The following is a 14,859-nucleotide window of genomic DNA, read 5'->3' as shown; positions in this document are numbered from 1 at the left end:
CCCGTTGAGCAGCGCCGCGCCCCGCGTCACCGGCCAGGACCAGCTGTGGTCGGTGGACGAGCACCTGGAGGACGTCCTCACGACCGTCCGCCCCCTGGAACCCATCGAGCTGAACCTCCTCGACGCCCTCGGCTGCGTCCTCGTCGAGGACGTCACGGTGCCGGTCTCCCTGCCGCCGTTCGACAACAGCTCCATGGACGGGTACGCGGTACGGGTCGCGGATGTCGCGGGCGCGAGCGAGGAGTTCCCCGCCGTCCTGGAGGTCGTCGGGGACGTCGCGGCCGGCCAGGCCGACCTGCTGCACGTCGGGCCCGGCCAGGCCGCCCGCATCATGACCGGCGCCCCGCTGCCGCCCGGCGCGGAGAGCGTCGTCCCCGTCGAGTGGACCGACGGCGGCCTCGGCGAGGGCCCCGGCGTGTCCGGCATGCGCGCGGGCAGCCTCGCCCCCGAGGGCGCCACCGGGCAGGTGCACGTCTACCGCCCGGCGCGGGCACGCGCGCACGTGCGCGCGAAGGGCAGCGACGTCCGGGCGGGCGACCGCGCCCTGACGGCGGGCACCGTCCTCGGCCCGCCGCAGATCGCGCTGCTCGCCGCGATCGGCCGCGGCACGGTCCGGGTGCGCCCGCGCCCCCGCGTGGTCGTGCTGTCCACCGGCAGCGAACTCGTCCAGCCCGGCGAGGAACTGCGCAGCGGTCAGATCTACGACTCCAACAGCTTCGCCCTCACCGCCGCAGCCCGCGACGCCGGCGCCATCGCCTACCGGGTGGGCGCGGTCGCCGACGACGCCGAGACCCTGCGCTCCACCATCGAGGACCAACTGGTCCGCGCCGACCTGCTGGTCACCACGGGCGGCGTCAGCGTCGGGGCGTACGACGTCGTCAAGGAGGCGCTGTCGTCCGTCGGCGACGCGGACGAGCCCGGCAGCGGCGTGGAGTTCCGCAGGCTCGCCATGCAGCCCGGCAAGCCCCAGGGCTTCGGCTCCATCGGCCCCGACCACACCCCGCTGCTGGCGCTGCCCGGCAACCCGGTGTCGTCGTACGTCTCCTTCGAGCTGTTCGTCCGCCCCGCGATCCGCACCCTCATGGGCCTCACCGACGTGCACCGGCCGCGCACCCGCGCGAAGCTGACCGCCGACACCGCGCTCACCTCCCCGAGGGGCCGCCGCCAGTTCCTGCGCGGCAGGTACGCGCACGGCGGCGTCACCCCGGTCGGCGGCGCCGGCTCCCACCTGGTGGCCGCCCTCGCGCACGCCGACGCGCTGATCGTCGTCCCCGAGGACACCGAGACCGTCGAGCCCGGCGCCGACGTCGAGGTGGTCCTGCTCGGCTGAGCGCCCCGGGGTGGCGGTACCGTGTCGCGCACAACAGGCCCGCGCGCCGCACCGCGCCGGGCCCGGACCGGGAGCGCCACGATCATGACTGTGCCTTCCCGGGGGGCGACCCCCGGACCCCCTGAGCAGGACCGGCTGACGCACATCGACGAGGCGGGCGCCGCCCGCATGGTCGACGTGTCCGGCAAGGACGTCACCGCGCGCACCGCCCGTGCCTCCGGCCGCGTCCTGGTCTCGCCCCGCGTGGTGGAACTGCTGCGCGGTGAGGGCGTGCCCAAGGGCGACGCGCTGGCCACGGCGCGCATCGCGGGCATCATGGGCGCCAAGCGCACCCCCGACCTGATCCCGCTGTGCCACCCTCTCGCGCTGTCCGGTGTGACACTGGACCTGTCGGTCGCGGACGACGCCGTGGAGATCCTGGCCACGGTGCGGACCACGGACCGCACGGGCGTCGAGATGGAGGCGCTCACCGCGGTCTCGGTCGCCGCGCTCACCGTGATCGACATGGTGAAGGCGGTCGACAAGGGAGCGGTCATCACGGACGTGCGGGTGGAGGAGAAGACGGGCGGCAAGTCGGGCGACTGGAGCCGGTCATGACGCTCGGCGCGCCGGCCGGCGGGGCGCTGTCGGCGCCGTACAGCGCACTGGTGGTCACGGCCTCCAACCGGGCCGCCGCCGGTGTCTACGAGGACAGGGGCGGCCCGCTGGTCGCCGAGGGCCTCGGGCGCTTCGGGTTCGCGGTCGACGGCCCGCAGGTGGTGCCCGACGGCGACCCCGTGGAGGCCGCCCTGCGCGCGGCCGTCGAGGCCGGTTACGACGTGGTCGTCACCACCGGCGGCACGGGCATCTCGCCCACCGACCGCACGCCGGAGGCGACCCGCCGGGTGATCGACCGCGAGGTGCCGGGAATCGCCGAGGCCGTCCGCGCGTACGGCCGGGACAAGGTGCCGGCCGCGGCGCTGTCCCGGGGCCTGGCCGGGGTGGCGGGCGGCACGCTGATCGTCAACCTGCCGGGCTCCACCGGCGGCGTGAAGGACGGCCTGGCCGTCCTGGAGCCGCTGCTGATCCACGCCGTGGACCAGATCCGCGGCGGCGACCACCCCAGACCCTCCCCCAGTGCCCCAAGGGCCTGGGAGGCACCTCCGGGGGGTGCCAGCTGAACAGCCCGTCCTGGCCCGTGGAGCTGGTGGACGGCGATGTCCTCCTCCGGCCGATAAAGATGCGCGACCAGCGGGCGTGGCGCGAAGTCAACCGGCGCAATCGGGACTGGCTGCGGCCGTGGGAGGCGACGATTCCGCCGCCCACGCCGGGCGGTCCGTTCACGCACCGGCCGACCTACCGCCAGATGGTCCGGCACCTGCGCGCGGAGGCGAACGCCGGCCGGATGCTGCCGTTCGTCATCGAGTACGAGGGGCGGCTGGCGGGCCAGCTGACGGTGGCCGGAATCACCTGGGGCTCGATGTGCTCGGGGCACGTCGGGTACTGGGTGGACGAGGCGGTGGCCGGCCGCGGGGTGATGCCGACGGCCGTCGCGCTGGTCGTGGACCACTGTTTCCGCACGGTCGGCCTGCACCGCGTCGAGGTCTGCATTCGCCCCGAGAACGGGCCCAGCCGCCGGGTCGTGGAGAAACTCGGATTCCGCGAGGAGGGCCTGCGCCCGCGTTATCTCCACATCGACGGAGCCTGGCGCGACCATCTGGTCTTCGCCCTGACGGCGGAAGAGGTCCCCGAAGGACTGCTCAGGCGCTGGCACCGCACACGCTCGCGGAACGAGCCGCGCAACCCGGGAATCGCGCACGGACCCGGTAATTGAATAAACGTTCGAAATTGCTCGGCGGGGTGACCGGCTCGGTGCCTCGAATTCGCGTCTCGGGCAGTCTGCTGATCACGCTGGTCACAAAAAATGTTCGAAGTATCAGCCAGATCGTGCGACACACCGGCGCAATTGGCGGATGGCCTCACGCAAACCCCTCTACCGTGTGAGGCGTGAGCAGCAGCGGCCTCATCTACGCAGTCATCGTCGGGGCCTGGGCCGCCTACTTGGTGCCCATGTGGCTCCGTAGGCAGGACGAGCTGAACGAGGCCCGTCCCACGGAACGCTTCAGCACCGCCATCCGGCTGTTGTCCGGACGGGCGGCCATGGAGCGCCGGTACGCCAAGGACCTGCGGGCGCGCTCCGCCGAGGAGGTGGAGTACGACGTCCAGGACCCGGACGCCGTCACCGAATCGGTCGACGTCCGGGCCTTCGCCGTGGCCAAAACCCGCCTCCACACCCAGGTGCCCGTCTTCCCGCCCGCCTCCGAACGGCCGGAACCGGCCACCCGGGACCAGCGGGACCGGACGGCCGGACCGGCGCACGCACACGCGTCCGCCCCGGCACCCGAACCGGTCACCACCGCCCCGGAGCGCGGGCGCGTTCCGGCCGCCCGACGCGAGCCGTCGCCGCAGGCGGTACAGGCCGCGCAGGCGGCAGCCGCGCGCGCCCGGCGCTCGAAGGTGCTCGCGCGCCGCCGGCGCACCACGGTCGTGCTGTTCCTCGCCTTCACCGTCGGCGCGATCGTCGCCGCCGTCGGAGGGCTCACGTTCCTGTGGGCGCCCGGCGTGCCCGCCGTGCTGCTCAGCGGCTACATCGCCTACCTGCGCTCGCAGGAACGCCGCCGCTTCACGTACGAGATGGACCGCCGCCGGGCCGAGGCCGCCGCACAGCGGCTGCGCGAGCGGCAGCGCCAGCCGCGCCGCCGGCCGGCCGCCGAGACCGTGGCCGACGAACCGGAGGAAGGACCCGCCCCGGAGGCGGACCCGGGCCTGTCGGCGCTCGCCGCCGACCGCCGGGCGCTCGTCGAGCAGACCGACCACGCCGAGTGGGTCGACCAGCAGCGCGAGCGGCAGCCGCTGCCCGGGCAGGGCGAGAGCTGGGACCCGGTGCCGGTGCCGCTGCCGACGTACGTGACCGCGCCGGTCGCGCCGCGCGCCACCGCCGACGTGGACCTCGCGGGACCGGACGCGTGGAGCTCGGCCCGTTCGAGCGCCGCCGCCCGGGGCCGGGAGGACGAGACGGCAGCGGCGGACGCCGCCGCCGAGCAGGCGGAACCCCCCGCCGGAGCCGCCGCGTCCGGCGCCGAGCCCCACGCCGAGGACCGGGGCGAGGGCGACGACCGCGGCGACGCCCGCCGCGCCGCGTCCGCCCGCCGGGCGCGCGAGCGGGGCCGGACACCGCTGTTCGACCAGTACGAGGACGGGGGCCGGCCGCGCGCCGCCAACGAGTAGGCGCGGGCCGGCGCCCGCAGGGGCGCCCCACCAGCGCCCCTTCCTCCGCCGGCCCGGAACGGATTTCCAAGCAGGCCGACCGGGGTGCTAAAGTTCCACTCGTTGCAAGGGCCTGTGGCGCAGTCCGGTAGCGCACCTCGTTCGCATCGAGGGGGCCAGGGGTTCAAATCCCCTCAGGTCCACCGCAACAACTGCCGAAGGCAGTTGAGAAGATCCCGTCCGATCGAAAGATCGGGCGGGATCTTTGTCGTTCCCGGGGACCCGCGAGGCCCCCGCCCGCCCACGACACGAGGGACAGCCGAGATGAGCAGCACGACCCTGAACGGCGCCACGCTCCACTACGACGACCTCGGCCCCTCGGACGGGACGCCGGTCGCCCTGATCCACGGCCACCCCTTCAACCGCACCCTGTGGGAGCCGCAGGCCCGGGCGCTCGTCGCGGCCGGGTACCGGGTGGTCCTGCCGGACCTGCGGGGTTACGGGGACAGCGACGTCACACCCGGCACGGTGCTGCTGTCCGGTTTCGCCGACGACCTCGCCGCCCTCCTCGACCACCTCGGCATCGAACGCGCCGTCGTGGGCGGCGTCTCCATGGGCGGGCAGATCGCCATGGAGTTCCACCGCGGGTATCCCGGGCGGGTGCGGGCCCTCGTCCTGTCCGACACCTCCGCCCCCGCCGAGACCGAGGAGGGCCGGGACGTCCGCAACCGCCTCGCCGACCGGCTGCTCGCCGAGGGCATGGACGGTTACGCGCACGAGGTCATCGGCAAGATGCTCGCCGACTACAACGTCACGGCCCTGCCCGAGGTGGCCGCGCGGGTCCTGGCGATGATGCGGGCCACCGACCCGCGGGGCGCCGCCGCCGCTCTGCGCGGGCGGTCCGAACGCCCCGACTACCGGGACAGCCTGCCCGCCGTCGACGTGCCGACGCTGGTCGTGGTCGGCGCCGACGACGTCTACACGCCGGTCGCGCAGGCCGAGGAGATCTGCCGGCTCGTGCCGCACGCCGGCCGGTGCGTCATCGAGGACGCCGGTCACCTGCCGGGCGCCGAGCAGCCCGAGCGGTTCAACGCCGCGCTGCTGGAGTTCCTGCGGAAGGTCTGAGCGGGCGCCCGCCCGGCCGTGACCGGCTTGCTCGCCTGGCCGTGGCGCGGGGTCACAGGCGCTTGGCGTAGCAGCGGCTGTCCTGGTGGAAGCGGTAGTAGCCGAACTTCTCGCACGGCTCGTAGCCGCTGGAGGTGTAGAGCGCCACCGCCTCCGGCTGCTTGGTGCCGGTCTCGAGGATCATGCGGGTGCGGCCCGCCGCGCGGGCGTCCTCCTCCAGGGCGGCCAGGATGCGGCGGGCCAGGCCCCGCCCGCGCATCTCCTCGATGACGAACATCCGCTTCAGCTCGGCGTCGCCGTCCCGGTAGCCCTCCTCGCTCGCCTCCTGGGCACGCCAGCCGCCCGTGGCGACGGGGGAGTCGTACGCGTCGTACGCGATCAGGTACAAACCGTTCGGCGGCCGGAAGTCGGCCGGGTCGAGCGGGGTGGCGTCGCCGCCGTCTCCGTAGCGGACGTCGTACTCGGCCTGGACCATGTCGTTCAGCTTGACGGCGTCGGGGTGGTCGAAGGCGACGCTGCGAATGTTCATGCTGGGCACCGTATATCAATTCATTCGAGTCGTTCCAGGGCAGGATCCCGTCCAGTGTGCCGGTATCGTGCCGGGGTGCTGACTGTGACCTCTGTGAACGTGAACGGGCTGCGGGCCGCCGCGAAGAAGGGCTTCGTGGAGTGGCTGGCCGGTACCTCCGCCGACGTGCTGTGTCTGCAGGAGGTGCGCGCCGAGCCGCAGCAGCTGCCCGAGCCGGTCCGGGCGCCCGGGGGCTGGCACGTCGTCCACGCGCCCGCCGCCGCCAAGGGCCGCGCCGGCGTCTCCCTCTACGCCCGCCGCGAGCCCGACGACGTGCGGGTCGGCTTCGGCTCGGCGGAGTTCGACGGCAGCGGGCGGTACGTCGAGGCCGACCTGCCCGGGGTCACCGTCGCCTCCCTGTACCTGCCCTCCGGCGAGGTCGGCACCGAGCGGCAGGACGAGAAGGCCCGCTTCATGGGCGAGTTCCTGGCGTACCTCAAGGAACTGCGCGAGCGGGCCGCCGCCGAGGGCCGTGAGGTCCTGGTGTGCGGCGACTGGAACATCGCCCACCGGCCGGCCGACCTCAAAAACTGGCGCGGAAACACCAAGAACTCCGGCTTCCTGCCCGAGGAACGCGCCTGGCTCGACCGGGTCTTCGACCCGTCGGACGGCGGCTACGTCGACGTGGTGCGCGGTCTGCACCCGGACCAGGAGGGGCCGTACTCGTGGTGGTCGTACCGGGGGCGGGCGTTCGACAACGACGCGGGGTGGCGCATCGACCTGCACGTGGCGACGCCGGGGCTCGCCGGGCGGGCCGTCAAGGGGTACGTCGAGCGCGCGGCCACGCACGCCGAGCGGTGGTCGGACCATGCCCCGGTGACCGTCGTCTACGAGCGCTGACCCTGCTTGCGCAGCCGGCGGTCCAGGGCCAGGGACAGTTCCGCCTCGACCACGCTGCGGGCCAGGGGGCGCAGGCGGTGGAGGTCCTCCTCCGGGGCGTGGCGCAGCACCATGTCGGCGAAGAGTTCGGCGAGGGCGTCGGCGTGGTCGCGGACGCGCCGGCCCGCCGCGAGGACCTCGGCGAGCGGGATGCCCTCGCGGACCAGGGCGGACGACACCTCCAGCAGGCTGCGGCTGATGTGGACGAACTCGTCGCCGTCGGTGCCGAGGTAGCCGAGGTCCATCGCGGCGGCGAGGTTGTCGGGGGTGACCTCGCCCTCGAAGCGGGCGGCGAGTTCCTCGGGGGTGAGGCGGACCGGTTCCTCCTCGGTGGGTTCGCCGAGGCCGAGGAGGTCGCCGACGTCGCGGCCGTGGTCGAAGGCGTCGGCGAGTTCGGCGATGCCGTTCAGGGTGTGGCCGCGTTCCAGCAGCGCGGAGATGGTGCGCAGGCGGGCCAGGTGGTGGTCGTCGTACCAGGCGATGCGGCCCTCGCGGCGGGGTGGCGGGATCAGTTTGCGTTCGCGGTAGAAGCGCAGGGTGCGCACGGTGATGCCGGCCAGCCTGGCCAGTTCCGCCATGCGGTATTCGCGTCGTCCGGGGCGCTCGCCGTCTTCTGCCACGTGGAAAGCCTATGGCGTACCGCCGGTAACTTTCTTTGCGCGGACCCCTACCGGTCAGTACGCGCCTGTTCTACTCTCCCCATTGCGCCAGTGTTCACTGGCAGAGTCGTGAATGATGCGTGGAGGCGTCGGGATGGCCGAGCACGAGCATGTCAGGGTGGCGGTGATCGGGTCCGGATTCGGCGGGCTGGGGGCCGCCGTGCGGCTGCGCCGCGAGGGAATCACCGACTTCGTCGTCCTGGAACGGGCCGACAGCGTCGGCGGGACCTGGCGGGACAACAGCTATCCGGGGTGCGCGTGCGACGTGCCGTCGCACCTGTACTCGTTCTCCTTCGCGCCCAACCCCGACTGGCCGCGCACCTTCTCCGGGCAGGAGCACATCCGCGCCTACCTGGAGCACGTCGCCGACACCTTCGGGCTGCGGCCGCACATCCGGCTCGACTCCGAAGTGAGGATGATGCGCTGGGACGGCGAGCAGCTGCGCTGGAACATCGAGACCAGCAACGGCAACCTCTCCGCCGACGTCGTCGTCTCCGCCACCGGGCCGCTGTCCGACCCGAAGATCCCGGACATCAAGGGCCTCGGCTCCTTCCCCGGCAAGGTCTTCCACTCGGCCCGCTGGGACCACGACTACGACCTGCGCGGCAAGCGCGTCGCCATGATCGGCACCGGCGCCTCCGCCATCCAGATCGTGCCGTCCATCCAGCCCGAGGTCGGCCGCCTCACCCTCTTCCAGCGCACCCCGGCCTGGGTGATGCCCCGCATGGACCGGGCCATCAGCGAGCTGGAGCGCTCGCTGCACCGCGCGCTGCCCTTCACCACGCAGCTGCGCCGCGGCCTGCTGTGGGGCATCCGCGAACTCCAGGTCCAGGCGTTCACCAAGCGCCCCAACGAGCTGGGCTTCGTCGAGAAGCTGGCCAAGCGCAACATGTACCGGGCCGTCAAGGACCCGGCGCTGCGCGCCAAGCTGACCCCCGACTATCGCATCGGCTGCAAGCGCATCCTGCTGTCCAGCGAGTACTACCCGGCGCTCACCCGCCCCAACGTCGACGTCGTGGCGAGCGGCCTGAGCGAGGTGCGCGGCTCCACCCTCGTCGCCTCCGACGGCACCGAGGCCGAGGCCGACGCGATCATCTTCGGCACCGGCTTCCACGTCACCGACATGCCGATCGCCGAGCGGGTCGTCGGCGCCGAGGGCCGCACGCTCGCCGAGACCTGGAAGGGCGGCATGCAGGCCCTGCGCGGCGCGTCCGCCGCCGGGTTCCCGAACTGGATGACGATCATCGGCCCCAACACCGGCCTCGGGAACTCGTCCATGATCCTCATGATCGAGTCCCAGCTGAACTACATGGCGGACTACCTGCGCCAGCTGGACGTCCTCGGTGGCCGTGCCGCCCTCGACGCCCGCCCCGCCGCCGTGTCCCTGTGGAACAACCGGGTGCAGGCGCGCATGAAGCGCACCGTGTGGAACACCGGCGGCTGCACCAGCTGGTACCTGGACGCCGCGGGCCGCAACACCACCATCTGGCCCGGCACGACCAGCGAGTTCCGCAGGGCGACCCGGCGCGTGGACCTCGCCGAGTACGAGGTGCTGCGGGCGCCCGCCGCCAGGCCCGCCGGCGAGCCGCAGCTGGAGGTGGGCGCGTGAGCCGCCTCATCCGCGTCCCGGCCGGCCCCTACGCGCCGCCCGCCGCCGCCCGCGAACTGACCGTCGTCTCCGCCGACGGCGCCCGGCTGCACGCCGAGGTGCACGGGCCCGAGTCGGCGCCCGCCGTCGTCCTCGCGCACGGCTGGGCCTGCTCGACCGCCTTCTGGGCGGCGCAGATCAACGCCCTGTCGGCCGACCACCGGGTCATCGCCTACGACCAGCGCGGCCACGGCCGCAGCCCCGCCAGCCCCACGTGCAGCACCGACACGCTCGCCGACGACCTCGAAGCCGTCCTCGCCGCGACCCTCGCCCCGGGCGAACGGGCCGTGATCGCCGGGCACTCCATGGGCGGCATGACCGTCATGGCCGCCGCGGAACGGGAGGGCTTCCGGGAGCACGCGGCGGCCGTCCTGCTGTGCAGCACCGGCAGCTCCGACCTGGTCGCCGCCTCCACGGTCGTACCGCTGCGGGCGGGCCGCATACGCACCTGGCTGACCCGGAAGATACTCGGCTCGCGCGCCCCGCTCGGCCCGGTCACGCCGCTGGCCCGCCGCATCCTCAAGTACGGCACGATGGGCGCCGGTTCGGCACCGGACATGGTCGAGGTGTGCGCCCGTATCGTGCACGCCTGCCCGCGCCGGGTGCGGTACGCCTGGTCGCAGGTGCTGGACCTGCTCGACCTCGACCACGGGGTGCGGGAGCTGCGGGTGCCGACAGCGGTCGTCGTCGGCACCGCCGACCGGCTCACCCCGCCCGTGAAGGCCCGCGCCGTGGCCGACGCGCTGCCCGACTGCCTGGGGCTGACGGAGCTTGCGGGCATCGGCCACATGTCGCCGGTGGAGGCACCGGAACCGGTCAACGCGAAGATACGCGAACTCGTCGACACGTACGTCCGGGTGGACAACCCCGTGAACAACCCCGTCAAGGAGGACGCATGACCAGGGTGAGCCTGGAGGGCAGGGTCGCGGTCGTCACCGGGGCCGCGCGCGGCGTCGGCGAGCTGCTCGCCCGCAAGCTGTCCGCGCGGGGCGTGAAGGTGGCCCTCGTCGGGCTCGAACCGGACCAGCTGAAGAAGGTCTCGGCGCGGCTGCACAGCGAGAACGCGCACTGGCACGCCGACGTCACCGACCCCGAGGCGATGGCGCGGGTGGCCCGCGAAGTCCGGGAACGCTTCGGCACGGTGGACATCGTGGTCGCCAACGCGGGCGTGGCGACCGGCGGCCCGTTCGCCGACTCCGACCCGGAGTCCTGGCGGCGCGTCATAGAGGTCAACCTGATCGGCTCAGCGGTGACCGCCCGCGCCTTCCTGCCCGCGCTGCTGGACAGCCGCGGCTACCTGCTCCAGGTGGCCTCCCTCGCCGCGATCACGCCGGCGCCGATGATGACGGCGTACTGCGCGTCCAAGGCGGGCGTCGAGGCGTACGCGCACAGCCTGCGGGCGGAGGTCGGCCACCGGGGCGTGAAGGTCGGCGTCGGCTACCTGTCGTGGACCGACACCGACATGGTGCGCGGCGCCGACCAGGACGACGTGATGCGGGAGTTGCGGCAGCGGCTGCCCTGGCCGGCGAACAAGACGTATCCGCTGGGCCCGGCCGTGGACCGGCTCGTGGCGGGCATCGAGCGGCGCGCCGCGCACGTGTACGGGCAGTGGTGGCTGCGCGGCATGCAGGGCGTGCGGGGCTCCCTGCCCGGCGTGATCGGCGTCGTGGGGCAGCGCGAGATGCGGCGGTTCGCGGACCGGCTCGTGGGCATGCGCACGGGGCTGGTCGGGGCGGGCGGCGCGGCCGACGAGCAGGCCCGGGCCGGGGTGGCTACGGAGCGTAAATGATCGACATGCGGACGGTCACCACCCGTGTGAATCTGATCGGGCCCGGCCATCCCCCGGCCGGACCCGATCTCACCCAGGAGTGAAACCACATGGGTATGAAGGACCAGTTCCAGGAGAAGTCGCAGCGGATGCAGGAGCAGGGCCGGCAGAAGGCCGACCAGGCCAAGGAGCAGCTGCAGAGCCGCCGCCGTCGTGACGACGACGACATGGACCAGCCGCTGCGCCGGGACCGCCAGGAGCCCGAGGACCGCTTCGACGCGGACCGCGACGCCTGACGCGGCGAGGGGCGCCCTCCGGTGACGGAGGGCGCCCCTTCCTCGTGCGCGGCCCCCGGCCGCCCGCGCCGCCACCCCGGCGTCACGGCCGCGGCGGCAGCCCCGGCCGGGAGCGGTCCGGTACGTCACCGAGGTCCGGCGCGGTCGCGGGCGGCGTCGTCTCCAGCAGCTCCAGCGCCAGCCGCACCGCGTCGTCCAGCTGGGCGTGGCGTCCCTCCGCCCAGTCCAGCGGGGTACGCAGCGCCTCCAGGTCGGGGTCGACGCCCCGGTTCTCCACCGACCAGCCGTAGGCGTCGAACCAGGCCGCGTTCATCGGCACCGTGATGACCGTGCCGTCCCCGAGCCGGTGCCGCCCGGTCATGCCGACCACCCCGCCCCAGGTGCGCTGCCCGACGACCGGGCCGAGCCGCAGCAGCTTGAACGCCGCCGTGATCATGTCGCCGTCCGAGGACGTCGCCTCGTCCGCGAGCGCCACCACCGGGCCGCGCGGCGCGTTCGAGGTGTACGACACCGGCTGGGCGTGGCGCGTCAGGTCCCAGCCCAGGATCGTGCGGGTCAGCTTCTCGATGACCAGCTCGCTGATGTGGCCGCCCGCGTTGCCGCGCACGTCCACGAGCAGCGCGGGCCGGGACACCTCCATGCGCAGGTCCCGGTTGAACTGGGCCCAGCCGGAGCCGCCCATGTCCGGGATGTGCAGATAGCCGCACCGGCCGCCGCTCAACTCCCGTACCACCTCGCGGCGTTTGGCCACCCAGTCGTGGTAGCGCAGCGGCCGTTCGTCGGTGAGCGGGACGACGGCGACGCGGCGCGCCCGCCCGGCCCCCGTCCCGGCCGGGGTGAACGTCAGCTCCACTGTCGTCCCGCCCGCGCCCGCCAGCAGCGGGTACGGGCCCGCCACCGGGTCCACCGGGCGGCCGTCGACGTGGGTGAGGACCGCGCCCTGCCGGATGCCGGTACCGGCCAGCGGGGAGCGGGCCTTGGAGTCGGAGGACTCGCCCGGCAGGATCCGCCGTACCGTCCAGTCGCCGTCCCGGCACACCAGGTTGGCGCCCAGCAGGCCCTGGCGGCGCTGGTGGTGCGGCGGGCCCTCGTTGCGGCGGGCCGGGGCGACGTAGGCGTGCGAGGTGCCCAGTTCGCCGAGCACCTCGCGCAGCAGGTCGGCGAAGTCGTCCGGGGAGGCGACCTGTTCGACCAGCGGCCGGTACTGCTCCAGCACCGCGTCCCAGTCGATGCCGCACATCCCCGGGTCCCAGAAATGGGCGCGGATCAGCCGGCCCGCCTCCGCGTAGGACTGGCGCCACTCGGCGGCCGGGTCCGCGGTGTGCAGGATGCGGCGCGTGTCGATCCACACCGTCGAGTCGCTGTCGCCCGGCTCGGTGGCCGGCGCCGCCCGCAGGTCGCCCTCGTCGACCACGACCAGCCGGCTGCCGTCGCCGCTGACCGCGAACCAGTCCAGGTGGCCGGCCAGTTCGGACTTCTTCGCCTTGCCGATGGTGAAGTGCTCCAGGGTGGGCCGCCCGCTGGTGTCGTCCGGGTTGGCGAACGTCTCGCCCAGCGCCCCCGAGATCGGCCAGCGCAGCCAGACCAGGCCGCCGCCCGCGACCGGGTGCAGCGCCGAGTACGTGGAGGCGGCCACCGGGAACGGCGTGACCCGGCTCTCCAGGCCCTCGGCCTCGACGGTGACCGCGGCGCCCTCGCCGGGCTCGTCCTGGGCCGGGTCCAGCCCGCCCGCGGCCGGCCGGCCCTCGGGGCTGAGCGCGAACGGCGAGGGCGTCGCCGAGGACAGCGGCACCAGGTAGGGGCGGCAGCCCAGCGGGAAGGACAGGTCGCCGGTGTGCACGTCGTACACGGGATCGAAGCCGCGCCAGGACAGGAACGCCAGATAGCGGCCGTCCCGCGTGAACACCGGGTTCTCGTCCTCGAACCGGCCGCCCGTGACGTCCACGACGAACCGGTCCTTGATGCGGGCCAGCTTGATCTGCCGCAGCGACCGCCCGATGCCGGGGTGCGACCAGGCCAGCCAGCCGCCGTCGGGGGAGAAGGCGAGGTCCCGCACCGGCCCGTTGTCCGACCGGACCAGCTCCGTCACCCGGCCGCCCGGCTCCTCCGTCACGTCGGACGCCGCGTCGATCAGCAACAGCCGTCCGTCGTGCGAGGCGACCGCGAGCCGCTCGCCCTCCGGGTCCGCGACCAGCTCCAGCACCCGGCCCAGCTCCCCGGACGCGAGCCGCCGCGGCGGCCGGTCGCCGGTGGCGCGCGGCAACTGGGCGATCTCCACGGCGTCCTCGCCCTCGGCGTCCGTCACGTACGCCACCTGCCCGCTCGCGCCGAGCATCTCCGGCAGCCGCACCCGTACGCCCGGGACGTCGGTGAGGGTGCGTGCCGGGCCGTCCCGGTGGGTGAGCCAGTACAGGCTGCCGCGTACGACGACGGCGCTCGCGCGTCCCGTCTCGTCCACGGAGACGCCGTCCACGTGGTGCGCGGCCGGCACCTGGTACGGCCGCCGCCCGGCCCGGGCCCCGCCGAGCCGTACGCCGAGCCGCCGGGGCGTGGCGTCCGGGGCGAGGTCGTCGACGATCCACAGCTCACCGGCGCACTGGTACACCACGCGCGTGCCGTCGCTGGAGGCGTTGCGGGCCTAGAAGGCGTCGTGGTCGGTGTGGCGGCGCAGGCCGGTGCCGTCGTACGCGCACGAGTACAGGTTGCCGACGCCCTCGTGGTCGGAGAGGAACGCGATGCGCCCGCCGACGAACATGGGGGCGTCCAGATGGCCTTCGAGGCCGGCCAGCAGCCGCTGCCCGTGCAGCCACAGACGGCCCGTGGCGCCGCCCCGGTAGCGTTTCCAGGCGGCCGGTTCGTGCGGCGGGGTGCCGGTGAGCAGCAGGGTCCTGCGCTCTCCGGCGAGGTCGGCGACCTGGAGGTCGGTGACCGGGCCCCACGGCAGCTTGCGGCCCGGGTCGCCGCCGGGGGTCAGCTTGTGGGCCCAGGTGAAGTGGGAGAACGGCTCGCCGTGCGAGGCGACGGCGAGGACGTCGCCGTCCGGGGTCCAGCCGCAGACCCGGGTGTCCGTGCTGCCCCAGTGGGTGAGCTGCCGGCCGGCGCCGCCGTCCACGGGCACGAGGTGGACCTCGGGCACCAGGCTGCGCCAGCTCGTGTACGCGATGCTCCGGCCGTCGGGGGAGAGGCGCGGGTGGCCGAGTTTCGTGCGGTCGACGGTGAGCCGCCAGGCGCGGCCCGGTCCGTCGAGGGGGGCGAGCCAGAGGTCGTCCTCGGCCACGAAGCACAACCGGTCGCCATGGAGGTGCGGCAGACGCAGATAGCTCACCTTCCCCATGCTTTG

13 protein-coding genes, 1 tRNA gene and 1 pseudogene are annotated in these 14,859 nt (G+C 74.0%); 12 read left to right on the top strand and 3 right to left on the bottom strand.

The window, feature by feature from the left end; genetic code table 11:
- Nucleotides 1-4 precede the first annotated feature (4 nt).
- The 7 genes from glp (at nt 5) to AB0M97_RS08880 (ending at nt 5,701) form a co-directional block, all read left to right on the top strand.
- Nucleotides 5-1,330, top strand: coding sequence for a gephyrin-like molybdotransferase Glp (glp, locus tag AB0M97_RS08910; protein WP_365960053.1), 1,326 nt, complete (start codon nt 5-7; stop codon nt 1,328-1,330).
- Nucleotides 1,331-1,414: 84 nt separating this feature from the next.
- Nucleotides 1,415-1,927, top strand: coding sequence for a cyclic pyranopterin monophosphate synthase MoaC (gene moaC / locus AB0M97_RS08905; RefSeq protein ID WP_365960052.1), 513 nt, complete (start codon nt 1,415-1,417; stop codon nt 1,925-1,927).
- The gene (locus AB0M97_RS08900; RefSeq protein WP_365960051.1) at nt 1,924-2,490 is read left to right on the top strand and encodes a MogA/MoaB family molybdenum cofactor biosynthesis protein; all 567 of its coding nucleotides are present in this window, start codon (nt 1,924-1,926) and stop codon (nt 2,488-2,490) included. Before moaC ends, AB0M97_RS08900 begins: the two co-directional genes overlap by 4 nt.
- A 17-nt stretch (nt 2,491-2,507) precedes the next feature.
- The gene (locus AB0M97_RS08895; RefSeq protein WP_365960050.1) at nt 2,508-3,143 is read left to right on the top strand and encodes a GNAT family protein; all 636 of its coding nucleotides are present in this window, start codon (nt 2,508-2,510) and stop codon (nt 3,141-3,143) included.
- A 173-nt stretch (nt 3,144-3,316) separates the two neighbouring features.
- Nucleotides 3,317-4,597 carry a gephyrin-like molybdotransferase receptor GlpR gene (gene glpR, locus AB0M97_RS08890; RefSeq protein WP_365960049.1) on the top strand — a complete coding sequence of 427 codons (1,281 nt, stop codon included), beginning with the start codon at nt 3,317-3,319 and terminating at the stop codon, nt 4,595-4,597.
- 108 nt (nt 4,598-4,705) lie between these two features.
- Nucleotides 4,706-4,779 (top strand) — tRNA-Ala (locus AB0M97_RS08885).
- Between the two features lie 121 nt (nt 4,780-4,900).
- On the top strand, nt 4,901-5,701 hold the full coding sequence (locus AB0M97_RS08880) for an alpha/beta fold hydrolase (RefSeq protein WP_365960048.1): 801 nt from the start codon (nt 4,901-4,903) through the stop codon (nt 5,699-5,701).
- Nucleotides 5,702-5,753: 52 nt separating this feature from the next.
- On the opposite strand, the gene AB0M97_RS08875 is transcribed toward AB0M97_RS08880, so the two are convergent.
- The gene (locus AB0M97_RS08875; protein WP_365960047.1) at nt 5,754-6,230 is read right to left on the bottom strand and encodes a GNAT family N-acetyltransferase; all 477 of its coding nucleotides are present in this window, start codon (nt 6,228-6,230) and stop codon (nt 5,754-5,756) included.
- Between the two features lie 75 nt (nt 6,231-6,305).
- Between AB0M97_RS08875 and AB0M97_RS08870 the strand changes: the two genes are divergently transcribed.
- A complete protein-coding gene (locus AB0M97_RS08870; protein WP_365960046.1) occupies nt 6,306-7,109 on the top strand; it encodes an exodeoxyribonuclease III in 804 nt (267 codons plus the stop codon).
- Here the strand turns inward: AB0M97_RS08870 and AB0M97_RS08865 are convergent.
- Entirely contained in the window at nt 7,097-7,726 is a 630-nt protein-coding gene (locus tag AB0M97_RS08865) for a MerR family transcriptional regulator (RefSeq protein WP_365960147.1), read from the bottom strand. The two genes, AB0M97_RS08870 and AB0M97_RS08865, sit on opposite strands and share 13 nt — an antisense overlap.
- Before the next feature lie 175 nt (nt 7,727-7,901).
- Here AB0M97_RS08865 and AB0M97_RS08860 point away from each other — a divergent pair, with 175 nt between their 5' ends.
- The 4 genes from AB0M97_RS08860 to AB0M97_RS08845 all read left to right on the top strand — a co-directional run bounded on the left by AB0M97_RS08860 (nt 7,902) and on the right by AB0M97_RS08845 (nt 11,519).
- Entirely contained in the window at nt 7,902-9,416 is a 1,515-nt protein-coding gene (locus AB0M97_RS08860) for an NAD(P)/FAD-dependent oxidoreductase (RefSeq protein ID WP_365960045.1), read from the top strand.
- On the top strand, nt 9,413-10,354 hold the full coding sequence (locus AB0M97_RS08855; protein WP_365960044.1) for an alpha/beta hydrolase: 942 nt from the start codon (nt 9,413-9,415) through the stop codon (nt 10,352-10,354). Before AB0M97_RS08860 ends, AB0M97_RS08855 begins: the two co-directional genes overlap by 4 nt.
- On the top strand, nt 10,351-11,244 hold the full coding sequence (locus AB0M97_RS08850; protein WP_365960043.1) for an SDR family oxidoreductase: 894 nt from the start codon (nt 10,351-10,353) through the stop codon (nt 11,242-11,244). The genes AB0M97_RS08855 and AB0M97_RS08850 overlap by 4 nt, the downstream gene beginning before the upstream one ends.
- An 89-nt stretch (nt 11,245-11,333) precedes the next feature.
- Complete coding sequence (locus AB0M97_RS08845) at nt 11,334-11,519, top strand: hypothetical protein (RefSeq protein WP_365960042.1); 186 nt, start codon at nt 11,334-11,336, stop codon at nt 11,517-11,519.
- 82 nt (nt 11,520-11,601) lie between these two features.
- Here the strand turns inward: AB0M97_RS08845 and AB0M97_RS08840 are convergent.
- Nucleotides 11,602-14,844: pseudogene (locus AB0M97_RS08840) on the bottom strand (S41 family peptidase).
- Between the last annotated feature and the right edge of the window lie 15 nt (nt 14,845-14,859).

It is taken from the genome of Streptomyces sp. NPDC051207, assembly GCF_040682395.1.
Taxonomy (GTDB): Bacteria; Actinomycetota; Actinomycetes; order Streptomycetales; family Streptomycetaceae; genus Streptomyces.
The sequence above is the reverse complement of the archived record's forward strand: the minus strand, read 5'-3'. Positions and strand labels throughout refer to the sequence as shown.

Coding starts and splice junctions, on each gene's coding strand:
- moaC (WP_365960052.1), top strand. CDS start 1,415: ATGACTGTGCCTTCCCGGGGGGCGACCCCCGGACCCCCTGAGCAGGAC.
- AB0M97_RS08850 (WP_365960043.1), top strand. CDS start 10,351: ATGACCAGGGTGAGCCTGGAGGGCAGGGTCGCGGTCGTCACCGGGGCC.
- AB0M97_RS08845 (WP_365960042.1), top strand. CDS start 11,334: ATGGGTATGAAGGACCAGTTCCAGGAGAAGTCGCAGCGGATGCAGGAG.
- AB0M97_RS08865 (WP_365960147.1), bottom strand. CDS start 7,726: ATGGCGGAACTGGCCAGGCTGGCCGGCATCACCGTGCGCACCCTGCGC.
- AB0M97_RS08900 (WP_365960051.1), top strand. CDS start 1,924: ATGACGCTCGGCGCGCCGGCCGGCGGGGCGCTGTCGGCGCCGTACAGC.
- AB0M97_RS08875 (WP_365960047.1), bottom strand. CDS start 6,230: ATGAACATTCGCAGCGTCGCCTTCGACCACCCCGACGCCGTCAAGCTG.
- AB0M97_RS08880 (WP_365960048.1), top strand. CDS start 4,901: ATGAGCAGCACGACCCTGAACGGCGCCACGCTCCACTACGACGACCTC.
- AB0M97_RS08860 (WP_365960045.1), top strand. CDS start 7,902: ATGGCCGAGCACGAGCATGTCAGGGTGGCGGTGATCGGGTCCGGATTC.